Consider the following 12,708-nt stretch of genomic DNA (forward strand, 5'->3'; position numbering starts at 1 on the left):
GGGCGATGAAGAAGACGCACGGGATGATGCTGGCCGCACTGGTCGCGGCGGGTTTCGCAGCGCCGGTTGCGATGGCGCAGGATCACGGCAACTACGACAACCGCGGAGACCACGGCGGCCCGGGTATGCGGCACGGCCACGGCCCGAGGCACATGCCGCCGGGGCAGGCGATGCATCGCGAAGACGACGTGCCGCCGCGCTGGGCCGACCAGCCGCGCCGTGAGTGGCACAGGGGCGATCGTCTCCCGGACGAATTCCGCGATCGCCAGTACGTGGTCGACGACTGGCGCGGCTACCGCCTGAGCCCGCCGCCGCGCGGCTATCACTGGGTGGGCGTCGGCGGCGACTACCTGCTCGTGCAGATCGGCTCGGGCATCGTGCTGCGGGTCGGTCCGTAACACCTGTCGTCGATCATCGATTCATCAGGCTGCCGGAGCGTGCGCTCCGGCAGCCGCGTCACTTGTCCTTATCCTTATCCTTGTCCGCCGCCCGGCGGAACCCGCGCCGCTCGATGTGCGACATCGCCCAGCACATGGCCAGCGCGCAGACGGTGCCGAGCGCCACTTCCCCGAGCCGCATCAGCGGAATGTCCCATAGCGGGCCGTTGCCCGGAAACAGCAGCACGATCGTCGTGGTCACGCCGCCGAGCCGAGCCGCGCTGCCGACATTCAGGCACCAGCAGCTGATGATCGTGACCGCGACCGCGATCGCATAGGCGACGAGGCGGTCGCCACCGAGCGCGGCACCCGCGAAGCCGACCAGGCCGCCGATCATCGCGCCGATGAACTGGTCGCGCGACAGCGACATCGTGTCCGAATAGTTGTGCTGCGTGACGGCGATCGCGGTGACCGCCGCCCACACGGCCTGCTCGGTGTGCAGCGCGCGACCGATCGTGTACGCGAGGCACGCGCCGCAGACCGCTTGCAACGCCATCAGCGCGCCTTGCGTGAGCCGCTCGCCGAAAGTCAGCCCCTTGAACAGATCGAAGATCGACTGCTGGATCTGTTGGCGGGCTTCGTTGAGTGTCCTGATCGTATCCATCGTGTCGGGCCGGGAAGCGGGTGCGGGCGCGTCAGTGCGCCTGTTCCGACGGCGCGGCGGCCGGCTCTCCGGCGGCCGCATCGCCGTTGTCGACGCGCGTTTCCGGCATCGCGAGCCAGACCAGCAGCACGGCGAGCGCGCCGGCGGCGGCGAGCCCGAAGAAGCTGACCGCATTGCCGAAGTGATCGGCGACAAAGCCGGCCACGGCCGTGCTGAGCGTCGCGCCGATTCCGGCCGCAAGCCCGAACAGCCCGATGCACAGGTTGTAGCGGCCCTTGCCGCCTGCGACATCGGCCGCGATCAGCGGCAGCATCACACCGAACACGGCCGCGCTGATGCCATCGAGCATCTGCACCGGCACCAGCAGGTAGGGGCTGCTCACGCCGGCGAACAGCAGCGCGCGCACCGGCAGCGCCGAGAAGCCGAGCAGCAGGATCGGCCGGCGTCCCCAGCGTTGCGCGGAGCGACCGACCCACGGAGACAGCATCGCGACGATCGCCTGCGGCACGATGATGCACGCGGCGATCACGAGCTGCACGTTCTCGCCCATGCCGGCCGTCACTTCGCCGGCCGCGAGGTTGAGCATCGCCGCGTTCGACAGGTGGAACAGCACGACGCATGCCGCGAAGGTCAGCATCCGGCGATCGCGCAGCAGCTCGGTCAGCGTCTCGCGTGCCTCGCCTTCGTCGTGGTCGTCGGGTTTCGGCGCATGCGGAATCACTTCGTGTGTCGGCTGGATCATCGCGAGCGCGAACAGCGCGGGCAATGCCAGCACGGCGGTCAGCCAGAACACAGCGCGCGCGGAGAAATACTCGCCGGTGAGCCCCATCAGGCCCGCGGCGATCGCGCTGCCGATCGATGCCCAGCGCGCGTTGCGGCCGAGCCGGTCGCCGAGGTCGGCGCGGCCGACCAACGAGAACGAGATCGCGGCCATCGCGGGCACGAGCATGCAGCTCGCGAAGCCGTGGAACACTTCGGCCGCGATCACCGGCACGATCGTCGGGCTCGACGCGAGCAGCACCGCGGACAGGATGATGGCCGCGATCGCCCATGCGGCCGCGCCTTTCTTGTTCTTCAGCGCGTCGACGGCGGCGCCGCCCGGCACCTGGCTGACCATCGCGCTGATCGTGCCGATCGACAGCACCATGCCGATCTCGCCCTGCGTCCACTTGTGCGACGCGAGGTAGGACGCGATGAACGGACCGAACCCGGTTTGAACGTTTGCAACGAAAAAGTTGAGCCAGTCGAGGGCCCGGAGACTGCGAACGCTGACGGAATGCTTGATCGTCATCGGGCGGCACTCGCAGGCGAAGCCGGCGCGGCGGCAGTAACCGGCGGCGAGACCACGACGATCGGCTTGTCGGCCGCGTAGGGCGGCGACGCCTTGATCTGCGCGTCGTTCAGGTCGAGTTGCGGACGCAGCGCCTTGTCGCGCATGACGAAGCGCAACGCGCCCCAGCTCGCGGCGATCGAGCGGCGGTCGGTATTGACGAGCCCGCCGAGGTCGAGCACGACGGCCTGCGGTTGCGCGCCGCGGTCGATCAGCACGTCGACGACCCGGCCGATCTTCGTGCCGTTCGGGCGTTCGACGTCGCTGTCGAGCAGCGGCAGACGCGTCGCGGGCGACGCCGCGGCCGAGCCCGACAGCGGTACGGCCTTGGGTCGGGCGGCCGGCGGCAGGTCGCCCGACGGCACGTCGAGCACGATCGGCTCCTGTTTGCCGCCCGGCGTGAAGCGGAACACGTTCCACGGGAAGACGACCTTGCGGTCGCCGACACCCATGAACCCCTGGAGGTTGACGATCATCTCGCGCGGTTTGCCGCTTGCGTCGGTCACCATGTCGACCGCGCGGCCGATCACCTTGCCGTTGCGGCGCGCGACCTCGCTGTCGAGCAGCGCATGGATCTGGGTGCGGTCGAGCGGGCGTGTCGCGACGAGCGGCGGCGGGGGCGGCGGGGGCGGCGTCGGCGATTCGGGGCGCTGCACCGGCTTCGGCTTCGTCACTTCACGGTGCGGCTTCTTCGGCGCTTCCGGTTCCTCCGGCTGGACGAGCGGCGGCACGGGCGGCATCGTCAGCGGTTCGCCGGCGGTTTCCCCGACGGGCTCGACGAGCGCCTCGCTGATCGGCGCGGGCGGATTCTGGGTCGGCAGCAGCCCGCAGCCGGACAGCAGCGCGGCGGCCGCGAGAACGAGGAAGACCGTCGAGGACGGTAACGACATGCGGGATGCGGGAAACGGGAGTCCGCCGCTCATTGACACTCACTCCATGGGTCGGGGGCGGGCCCGGAGGCTCGCGGCTGGCGATGGATGGCGGGTGCGGGCGGCGCACCACGCGAGGTGAGAGTTTAACGTGTCTTGCTTTCAGGACCGATTTCGATGGCCGATTGGAGGCGGACCGTCGGGAAAAGGAAGGGATCGGTGGCGGGCCGAGGGATGCCGAGTGATGGTCGAGGATGCAGCCGCGGCGCCTGATCAGGGGTAGTCACGGTCGACACGGCGTGAATCGTGCGAGCCGTGCCGGTTGCGCGGGTGTCGGGAGGCGGGTAACGGAGGCGGAAGTGAAGGCGGGACATCCAGGCGCCGGCCTGGCCCGCCGTCATGGCGGGCCGGCGCGGGCGCTGCCCGATGCAGGCAGAAACCGGAAAGTCAGGCGTCCGGATACCACGCATCGGTGAATTCGCTGACCTTGACGTCGGTCAGCTCGGGCCGTGCGGCCAGCCATGCACGGACGTTTTCGCGGTCGGCATCGGTCGTCGTGCCGCGCGGTGCGCCGGAGATCACGTATGCGCCGATCCCTTCGTCGGCGGACGCGACGGTCAGCAGCCCGTTCGCTTCGACGAAATCGATGAACGAATCGATCAGCTGGCCGCGTTCGAGGTCGGACAATTCTTTGCTGTATTGCGCGGTTGCGTTGAACGCGAGTTCCTGGAACTCGGCGATGTGGAGTTTCTTGCGCTGGCGGCGGTTGTGGCGTTGGCTCATGGTGTGTGGTGCGTGAACGGTTGCAGGGAGAATGGTCGGGCAGTGTAGCGCATGGCTGACCGGCGGTCTCGGTTTCGAGCTGAGCGCACGAAGCAGATCAGCTCGCGTTCGCCGATTTCATCCATTTCCTGAAGTTTCGCCGCGATTAGCGGCTCTGAAACGACACGACCGTCGAACAGATCATTTCCGACGTTCTGAACCAGCATCCGCAGGCGGCTACAACCAGCTTGTGATGGACGACGCGACCGGGCAGAACCGCGTGCAGCTGGTGAGCAGCAGCGCGAACAGCCTGCTGCATCTCGGTTACATCATCGACCAGAGCGGCAATTCGCGCGGCGCGTGTCTCGGCAGCGGCTTCGACCTGCGCTCCGATGCGTTCGGCGCGGTGCGGGCGAGCCAGGGCCTGCAGGTAACGACGCATCCGAAGTCGGCCAATAGCCAGCCGTTCGTCATGACTAGAGGAAGATTGATGGCGCGTAAACTGCCAAAATGAATACGTATATGCCCGGAGAAATTGCATGCAGATGAATGACGCCGACGTGCGGGAATTGCGCGATCGATGGAAATCAGGGAAGTACAAGGATTTGCTCGACGCAAGCAAGAACGCGTTGCCGGACGACGCATGGGTGCCTTTGTGCGATACCGTGCCTCATTTTGCGGACGGCTCGCCGGCGCTCGACCTGCGCGGCGCGGCGCTACTGGACGGCAAGCTGAAAAACCTGGAACTGGGTGGCAGCCATCTAGGCTTTGCGGAGTTCGATGCCACGCAATTCGACGAGGTCGGGTTTCAGTACGCCATTCTCGATGGCGCATCCTTCAGGGGATGCGAATTCCATCTCGCACAGATGCTTCCCGTCTACGGCGATGGCACCGATTTTCGTCATGCACGATTCCGGAAATCGTTCATTGAATCTGCCAGGTTCACCAATGCCGATTTTTCCGGTGCGACACTGAACGACGGAAGCCTGAATTCGTCGCAGATGACGACGTGCAATTTTTCTGGTCTGCTGACCGAAAGAAACGATTGGCGATGGAATACGATGACTTGCTGCGATTTTGTGGCAGCACGTTTCGTCGAGTGCAGACTGACGGCGACCCGATTCGACGGCGCCAGGCTGATCGATGCAGCGTTCGAGAATTGCGATCTGAGCGGGGTGGACTTTCGTGGTGCCGATTTGACGAGCGTGCGCTTTCTCGGTGGCACATTCGGCGACGTGCAGCAGGGCGAGACGACATACCGTACGCGGTTCGACGATACGCCGGAAGCGCGCCGAGCGGTTGCCGCAGGCGGTACGGAGAATCGGCACGCAATCGAATGGTGTCCTGTCACACCCGATTCGAGCGAACCGATTCGGCCAACCGCTTCACGGAGACTGAAGGGCAGGCCCGGTGACGTCGTACCGCAGAGCGGCTGGTGGGTGAGCCCGGCCCTCGGCAGCGAGCAGGGCCGGCGCTACTTCAACGCGGGAGAGCGATTTCCGGACATCCAGTCAACGAACTGGGGGCTTGTGATCTGGAGTTATCACGCCGACGATCAAGGCTGAAATGCGCGCCAGCCGCATCCGATATTCGATATTCGCGCGCCCGACAACCGTCACATCAGCACGATATCGTACTGCTCCTGGCTCAGGTTCGACTCGACCTGCAGCGACACCGGCTTGCCGATGAAGTCGATCAGCATCGCGAGATGCTGCGACTCCTCGTCGAGGAACAAATCGATCACCTGCTGCGCGGCGATCACGCGGAATTCGCGCGGGTTGAACTGGCGTGACTCGCGCAGGATCTCGCGCAGGATGTCGTAGCACACGGTGCGCGACGTCTTCACCTGGCCCTTGCCCTGGCAGGTCGGGCACGGCTCGCACAGCACGTGCGCGAGCGATTCGCGCGTGCGCTTGCGCGTCATCTCGACGAGCCCGAGCTGCGAGAAGCTGTTGACCGTCACGCGCGTGCGATCGCGCGACAGCGCCTTCTTCAGCTCGGACAGCACCGCGTCGCGATGCTCGGCGTTCTCCATGTCGATGAAGTCGATGATGATGATCCCGCCGAGGTTGCGCAGACGCAGCTGCCGCGCGATCGTATGCGCGGCCTCGAGGTTGGTCTTGAAGATCGTGTCGTCGAAGTTGCGTGCACCGACGTAGCCGCCGGTGTTCACGTCGATCGTCGTCATCGCCTCGGTCTGATCGATCATCAGGTAGCCGCCCGACTTGAGGTCGACGCGGCGCGACAGTGCGCGCTGGATCTCCGTCTCGATGTTGTACAGGTCGAACAGCGGCCGCTCGCCGGTGTAGTGATGCAGCTTCGGGCTCACCGCCGGCGTGAACTCGCCCGCGAATTCCGCGAGGCGCTGGTAGGTCTCGCGCGAATCGACCTGGATGCGCGTCGTGTCGTCGTTCGCGAAATCGCGCAACACGCGCTGCGCGAGATCGAGATCCTGGTACAGCAGGCTCGTCGCCGGCAGCCGCTGCGCTTGCGCGACGATCGTCGCCCAGGTCTTGCGCAGATACGTGACGTCGCCCGCCAGTTCGTCGGAAGTCGCATCCTCGGCGATCGTGCGCACGATGTAGCCGCCTTTCTCGTCCGGCGGGATCACGGCGGTCAGCCGTGCGCGCACGGCCTCGCGCTCGGCCTCGCTCTCGATCTTCTGCGAGATGCCGATGTGCGGCTCCTGCGGCAGGTACACGAGCGTGCGGCCCGCGATGCTGACCTGCGTCGACAGTCGCGCGCCCTTCGTGCCGATCGGATCCTTGATCACCTGGACCATCAGCGTCTGGCCCTCGAAGACGGTCTTCTCGATCGGCTGGTGCGGCGCGCCCGACTGCGGCTCGCCCGCGAGGCGCGGATGCCAGATGTCGGCGACGTGCAGGAACGCCGCGCGCTCGAGGCCGATGTCGATGAACGCCGACTGCATGCCGGGCAGCACGCGCACGACCTTGCCGAGGTAGATGTTGCCGACCCGCCCGCGCGACAGCGTGCGCTCGACGTGAAGCTCCTGCACCGCGCCTTGCTGCACGAGTGCGACCCGCGTTTCCTGCGGCGTGAGGTTGATCAGGATTTCTTCGTTCATGGTGGGATTCAGAAGTCGACGCGCGCGGCGCGCAGCAGTGCCGCAGTCTCAAAGAGGGGCAGACCCATGATACCCGAATGGGAGCCCTCGATTCGCTCGATGAATTCGGCCGCACGCCCCTGGATCGCGTAGGCGCCGGCCTTGCCGAACGGTTCACGGCTGTCGACGTAACGTTCGAACGCGTCGCGCGGCGTGGCCGCGAAGCGCACCGACGAGCGCGACAGCGCGGGCGGCAGCAGTTCGCCGTCGGCGCCGATCACCGCGACCGCGGTGAGCACCTCGTGTTCGCGGCCCGCCAGGCGGGTCAGCATCGCGAGCGCGTCGGCGGCATCGGCCGGCTTGCCGAGGATCGCGCCGTCGATCGTCACGGTGGTGTCCGCAACCAGCACCGGCGCGGCCGGCTTGCCGCTCGCGACGAGGCGCGCACGTGCGGCCTCGGCCTTCGCGACGGTCACGCGCCGGACGTACGCATCGGCGGCTTCGCCGGGCAATTCGGCTTCGAGCGCCTCGGCGTCCTCGTCGGGGCGCGGCAGCAGCAATTCGAAGCGCACGCCGATCTGCAGCAGCAGCTCCTGGCGGCGCGGGCTTTGCGAAGCGAGGTAGAGAATCGGGAAAAGGGCGGGGGGCGTGCTGGACGGCATGGTGTCGTTATCTCGTTGTGCGCGCGCGTCGCGCGTCCAGAAGACGACGCGTCATGCGCGGTGATAGGGGTGATTCTGCGTGATGCTCCACGCCCGGTAAAGCTGTTCGGCAAGCAGCACGCGCACCATACCGTGCGGCAGCGTCATGCTCGAAATGCGCAGTAGCAGGTCGGCGCGCGCCTTGAGTTCCGGATCGAGCCCGTCGGCGCCGCCGATCACGAATGCGACGTCACGGCCGTCCTGCTGCCAGCCGGGCAGCGCCTGCGCGAGCTGCATGGTGGTCCAGTCGCGGCCGCGCTCGTCGAGCGCGACGATGCGCGCGCCCTTCGGCAGCGCGGCCTCGATCTTCTGCCGCTCGGCCGCCATCACGCTTTCCGCGCTGCGGCCGCCCGAACGCAGTTCGGGCTTGATCTCGCGCAGCTCGATGCGCAGCTCGGGCGGCATGCGCTTCGTGTATTCGTCGAAGCCGGACGCGATCCAGCCGGGCATCTTGTGGCCGACCGCGAGGATGAATAGCTTCATCGGGACGACTCGCTGCGGCTCAGCGGCGGCGGGCCGCCGTCTTGCGCGCCGGGCGTGCGGGCGCTTCTTCCTCGTCGTCCTCGCCTTCGCTGGCCGTCGCGAAACCGTCCTTGCCGCCGCCGAGCTTCATCCGCACGGGCTTGTCGCCCCAGATTTCCTCGAGGTTGTAGTACTGGCGCAGCGCCGGTTGCAGGATGTGCACGACGGCGTCGCCGCAGTCGACCAGCACCCATTCGCCCGTGTCTTCGCCCTCGGAGCTGACGATGTCGCCGCCGGCTTCCTTGACCTTGTCGCGCACGCTCGACGCGAGCGCCTTGGTCTGGCGGTTCGACGTGCCCGACGCGACGATCACTCGGTCGAACAGTTCGGTCAGGTGGCTGGTGTTGAACACCTTGATGTCTTGCGCCTTGATGTCTTCGAGAGCGTCGACGATCACGCGCTGCAGTTTGCGGATATCCATGGAATCAGGAATGGTAGAGACGATGTTGAAGAATATAGGCCCAGACGGCGGCCGGTACATGCTCGGCCGACGCGTCGGGCATCTGCGCATGACGCGCGATGCATTCGCGCAGGTGCGCACGGATGTCGGTTGCGGCGATATCGAACGCCAGTGTCGTGTCGATCAGCAGGTGGCCGGCCGGTGTCGCTTTCAGCACATCGGCGCCGGCCTGCCGCCGCGCGATTTCCCGTGCGACGGCCGGTGGCGCCGTGCCGAGGTCGAAGCCCGGGCGCGTCGACGCGCACACGTGCGCGTAGTCGAACAGCTTGCGCCAGTCGCGCCACGTGTCGAGCCGCACGAGCTGGTCGGCGCCGATCAGCAGCGACAGCGAGGCGTCGGGGCCGATCCGATCGCGCCAGCGCGCGAGCGTCTCGACCGTATAGGTCGGCCCCGCGTGCTCGATCTCGTCGGTCGCGACGGTGATCGTCACGCCGGGCAGGGACAGCGAGCCGGCAGCGGCGCGCGTCATCGCGAGCCGATGCTCGGCGGCCGACACGTCGCGCTTTTGGTAAGGCTGCCCTGCGGGCAGCAGCACGAGGTCGGTCAGGCCGAGCACGTCGGCGAACCGGCGCGCGAGCGCGAGGTGGCCGTCGTGGATCGGATCGAACGTGCCGCCCAGCAGGCCGATGCGACGTAACGGCGGGCGCGGCTGCGGGGCGGGGCGGGCGGTGGTGTCCAGAAAAACGTGTCCTGTTCTTGGGGCGGCGGGGCGCGACGGGCTCAGACCCAGTCGCGCGGCACGAGGAACTCGCTCAGGCGTGCTTCGGGCGAGCCCGGCTCGGGCTGCCAGTTGTAGCGCCAGTTCGCGACCGGCGGCATCGACATCAGGATCGATTCGGTCCGGCCACCGCTTTGCAGGCCGAACAGCGTGCCGCGGTCGAACACGAGGTTGAATTCCACGTAGCGGCCGCGCCGGTAAGCCTGGAAGTCGCGTTCGCGCTCGCCGTACGGCAGCGCGACCCGGCGTTCGACGATCGGCAGGTACGCGTTCAGGAACGCGTCGCCGACGCGCTGCATCATCTCGAACGAGCGTTCGAATCCGGGTTCGGAGAAGTCGTCGAAGAAGATCCCGCCGATGCCGCGCGTCTCGTTGCGGTGCTTCAGGAAGAAATACTCGTCGCACCACGTCTTGAAACGCGGATAGAGCTCGGCACCGAACGGGTCGAGCGCGTCCTTGCAGGTCTGGTGGAAATGCCGCGCGTCGTCCTCGAACGGATAAACCGGTGTCAGATCCATCCCGCCGCCGAACCAGAAGATCGGCGCCTCGCCGGGCTTCGTCGCGATCAGCATCCGCACGTTCATGTGCACCGTCGGGCAGTACGGGTTGCGCGGGTGCAGCACGAGCGACACGCCGAGCGCCTCGAAGCCGCGGCCGGCCAGCTGCGGGCGCGCGGCGCTCGCCGACGGCGGCAGCGCGTCGCCCGAGACGTCGGAAAAACCGATCCCCGCGCGCTCGAACACGCGGCCGCCTTCGAGAATCCGCGTGCAGCCGCCGCCGCGCAGGCGCTCTTCCGGCCCGCGCTGCCACGCATCGGTCGCGAGCGGCGTGCCGTCGAGCGCGCCGAGCGCGTCGGCGATGCGTGTCTGCAGGCCCTGGAGGTACGTGCGCACGCGCGCCACGTCGTAGGTCGAATCGGTCATGTCTGAACTGGGTGCCTCCGCGCGAAGCGGGGGCCGTAAAAAAGGCATCTGCCGGGCATTCTATCGAACCCCGGCAGAGGAGGCCGCCGCTTGTGACGGCAGGCGGCGGTCAGGGCGTCACGCGCTCTTGCGGTTCAGCGCGCGGAAGCCGATGTCGCGGCGGTACTGCATGCCTTCGAAATTGATCTGATTGATCGTGTCGTACGCATGCTGCTGGGCTTCGCGCACCGAATCGGCGAGACCGACCACGCACAGCACGCGGCCGCCCGACGTGACGAGCTTGTCGCCTTCGGCGAGCGTCGTGCCCGCATGGAACGTCACGGCCTGTTCGGTCTCGGCCGGGATCCCGTTGATGCGGTCGCCCTTGCGCGGCGCGTCCGGATAACCGTGCGCGGCCAGCACGACGCCGAGCGCAGTGCGGCGGTCCCAGTCGAGCTCGACCGTGTCGAGCGTGCCCGCGATCGCCTGTTCGACGACCTTCGAGAAATCGCTCTTCAGGCGCGCCATGATCGGCTGCGTCTCGGGGTCGCCCATCCGGCAGTTGAACTCGAGCGTGCGCGGATTACCTTCCTTGTCGATCATCAGGCCCGCATACAGGAAGCCCGTGAAGCGGATGCCGTCCTTCTCCATCCCGCGCACCGTCGGCATGATGATTTCGCGCATCACGCGTGCGTGCATCTGAGGCGTGACGATCGGCGCGGGCGAGTAGGCGCCCATGCCGCCCGTGTTCGGGCCGCGGTCCTCGTCGAGCAGGCGCTTGTGGTCCTGGCTCGAGGCCAGCGCCAGCGCGTGCTTGCCGTCGACCATCACGATGAAGCTCGCTTCCTCGCCGTCGAGGAATTCCTCGATCACGACGCGCGCGCCGGCGTCGCCGAGCTTGTTGCCCGACAGCATCATGTCGACGGCTTCGTGTGCTTCTTCCAGCGTCATCGCGACGACGACGCCCTTGCCGGCCGCGAGGCCGTCGGCCTTCACGACGATCGGCGCACCCTTCGCGTCGATGTACGCGTGTGCGGCAGCCACGTCGGAGAACGTTTCGTACTCGGCGGTGGGGATGCCGTGGCGCTTCATGAACGCCTTCGCGAAATCCTTCGAGCTTTCGAGCTGCGCGGCTTCGCGGGTCGGGCCGAACACCTTCAGGCCGCGCGCGCGGAACAGGTTGACGATGCCGGCCGCGAGCGGCGCTTCCGGCCCGACGAGCGTGAACGCGACGCCTTCGCGTTCCGCGAAATCGGCGAGTTCGTCGAGCGCCGTGATGTCGACGTTCTTCAGACGCTCGTCCTGCGCCGTGCCGCCATTGCCGGGCGCGACGTAGACCATCTGGACACGCGGCGACTGCGCGAGCTTCCACGCCAGCGCATGTTCGCGGCCGCCGGAACCGACGACGAGTAGTTTCATGGGATTCCCCGCAGACTAGAAAACAGGGCGGCCGGCACGCTCAGGCGCGCCGGCCGCGAAATCGGTCGGGCCGCCGCCGCGACGATGCGCACGGCGGCCGGCATCTCATTCCTCGACGATGACAGCGTTCGTATACACCTCCTGCACGTCGTCGAGGTTTTCGAGCGCGTCCAGGAGCTTCTGCATCTTCGCCGCATCGTCGCCGGTGAATTCGACTTCGTTCTGCGGCTTCATCGTCACTTCGGCGAGTTCGGCCTTGAAGCCCGCGGCTTCGAGCGCGTCCTTCACCGCCGAGAAGGCCTGCCAGTCGCACAGCACTTCGATCGAGCCGTCGTCGTTCGTGCTGACGTCGTCCGCGCCGGCTTCGAGCGCCGCTTCCATCAGCGCGTCTTCCGACGTGCCGGGCGCGAACAGGAACTGGCCGACGTGATCGAACATGAACGCGACCGAACCGTCGGTGCCCATGTTGCCGCCGAACTTCGAGAACGCGTGACGGACTTCCGCGACCGTGCGGGTGCGGTTGTCGGTCAGCGTGTCGACGATGATCGCCGCGCCGCTGATGCCGTAGCCTTCGTAACGGATTTCTTCGTAGTTCGCGCCGTCCGCGCCGCCGACGCCGCGGTCGATCGCGCGCTTGACGTTGTCTTTCGGCATGTTCGCGTCGGCTGCCTTGTCGACTGCGAGACGCAGACGCGGGTTCGAGCTGGCGTCGCCGCCGCCGAGGCGGGCCGCGACCTGGATTTCCTTGATCAGGCGGGTCCAGATCTTGCCGCGCTTCGCGTCGGCCGCTGCCTTCTTATGCTTGATGTTGGCCCATTTCGAATGACCAGCCATACCTTTCTCCGTGCCCGGGCGCGCTGCGCGGGCGATTGTGCCAATGTGTCGTTGAATCGGCGGCCGTCTGGGCGGGCATGATGCCG

At 67.2% G+C, this 12,708-nt stretch carries 14 protein-coding genes and 1 pseudogene; 3 read left to right on the top strand and 12 right to left on the bottom strand.

What is annotated here, in order from left to right; translation table 11 throughout:
* The first annotated feature begins 5 nt into the window (after positions 1-5).
* A complete protein-coding gene (locus DIE08_RS20810) occupies positions 6-398 on the top strand; it encodes an RcnB family protein (protein WP_124626819.1) in 393 nt (130 codons plus the stop codon).
* 58 nt (positions 399-456) lie between these two features.
* Here DIE08_RS20810 and DIE08_RS20815 read toward each other — a convergent pair whose 3' ends face one another.
* From DIE08_RS20815 to DIE08_RS20830, 4 genes are all read right to left on the bottom strand, one after another.
* Positions 457-1,041: an aromatic acid exporter family protein gene (locus tag DIE08_RS20815; protein ID WP_124903357.1), complete on the bottom strand. Its 585-nt coding sequence runs from the start codon at positions 1,039-1,041 to the stop codon at positions 457-459.
* A gap of 31 nt (positions 1,042-1,072) precedes the next feature.
* Positions 1,073-2,332 carry an MFS transporter gene (locus tag DIE08_RS20820; RefSeq protein ID WP_124903359.1) on the bottom strand — a complete coding sequence of 420 codons (1,260 nt, stop codon included), beginning with the start codon at positions 2,330-2,332 and terminating at the stop codon, positions 1,073-1,075.
* Positions 2,329-3,294, bottom strand: coding sequence for a PRC-barrel domain-containing protein (locus tag DIE08_RS20825; protein ID WP_124903361.1), 966 nt, complete (start codon positions 3,292-3,294; stop codon positions 2,329-2,331). The genes DIE08_RS20820 and DIE08_RS20825 overlap by 4 nt, the downstream gene beginning before the upstream one ends.
* 393 nt (positions 3,295-3,687) lie before the next feature.
* Entirely contained in the window at positions 3,688-4,023 is a 336-nt protein-coding gene (locus DIE08_RS20830) for a YggL family protein (protein ID WP_059600391.1), read from the bottom strand.
* A gap of 205 nt (positions 4,024-4,228) precedes the next feature.
* On the opposite strand from DIE08_RS20830, the pseudogene DIE08_RS20835 reads away from it, so the two are divergent.
* Together DIE08_RS20835 and DIE08_RS20840 are read left to right on the top strand one after the other, a co-directional pair.
* Positions 4,229-4,468, top strand: a pseudogene (locus DIE08_RS20835) (type VI secretion system Vgr family protein); the annotation flags it as partial.
* A gap of 73 nt (positions 4,469-4,541) precedes the next feature.
* Positions 4,542-5,567 (top strand): pentapeptide repeat-containing protein, encoded by a 1,026-nt coding sequence (locus DIE08_RS20840; RefSeq protein ID WP_124903363.1) that lies wholly within the window; start codon positions 4,542-4,544, stop codon positions 5,565-5,567.
* 50 nt (positions 5,568-5,617) lie between these two features.
* Here DIE08_RS20840 and rng read toward each other — a convergent pair whose 3' ends face one another.
* From rng to DIE08_RS20880, 8 genes are all read right to left on the bottom strand, one after another.
* Positions 5,618-7,087 (bottom strand): ribonuclease G, encoded by a 1,470-nt coding sequence (gene rng / locus DIE08_RS20845; RefSeq protein WP_059600392.1) that lies wholly within the window; start codon positions 7,085-7,087, stop codon positions 5,618-5,620.
* An 8-nt stretch (positions 7,088-7,095) separates the two neighbouring features.
* On the bottom strand, positions 7,096-7,728 hold the full coding sequence (locus DIE08_RS20850) for a nucleoside triphosphate pyrophosphatase (RefSeq protein ID WP_124626829.1): 633 nt from the start codon (positions 7,726-7,728) through the stop codon (positions 7,096-7,098).
* Between the two features lie 51 nt (positions 7,729-7,779).
* On the bottom strand, positions 7,780-8,250 hold the full coding sequence (gene rlmH / locus DIE08_RS20855) for a 23S rRNA (pseudouridine(1915)-N(3))-methyltransferase RlmH (protein ID WP_044844705.1): 471 nt from the start codon (positions 8,248-8,250) through the stop codon (positions 7,780-7,782).
* A gap of 19 nt (positions 8,251-8,269) precedes the next feature.
* Positions 8,270-8,710, bottom strand: coding sequence for a ribosome silencing factor (gene rsfS, locus DIE08_RS20860; protein ID WP_006752218.1), 441 nt, complete (start codon positions 8,708-8,710; stop codon positions 8,270-8,272).
* A 4-nt stretch (positions 8,711-8,714) separates the two neighbouring features.
* Positions 8,715-9,473: a nicotinate-nucleotide adenylyltransferase gene (locus DIE08_RS20865; protein ID WP_151049486.1), complete on the bottom strand. Its 759-nt coding sequence runs from the start codon at positions 9,471-9,473 to the stop codon at positions 8,715-8,717.
* The gene (gene hemF / locus DIE08_RS20870; RefSeq protein ID WP_124626833.1) at positions 9,470-10,390 is read right to left on the bottom strand and encodes an oxygen-dependent coproporphyrinogen oxidase; all 921 of its coding nucleotides are present in this window, start codon (positions 10,388-10,390) and stop codon (positions 9,470-9,472) included. The genes DIE08_RS20865 and hemF overlap by 4 nt, the downstream gene beginning before the upstream one ends.
* Positions 10,391-10,507: 117 nt before the next feature.
* Positions 10,508-11,788, bottom strand: a complete 1,281-nt coding sequence (gene purD, locus DIE08_RS20875) for a phosphoribosylamine--glycine ligase (RefSeq protein ID WP_059600396.1) — start codon at positions 11,786-11,788, stop codon at positions 10,508-10,510.
* A 105-nt stretch (positions 11,789-11,893) separates the two neighbouring features.
* Complete coding sequence (locus DIE08_RS20880; RefSeq protein WP_044844700.1) at positions 11,894-12,622, bottom strand: YebC/PmpR family DNA-binding transcriptional regulator; 729 nt, start codon at positions 12,620-12,622, stop codon at positions 11,894-11,896.
* Positions 12,623-12,708: the final 86 nt, after the last annotated feature.

The organism is Burkholderia sp. Bp9004, from assembly GCF_003858025.1.
GTDB classification, from domain to species: domain Bacteria; phylum Pseudomonadota; class Gammaproteobacteria; order Burkholderiales; family Burkholderiaceae; genus Burkholderia; species Burkholderia diffusa.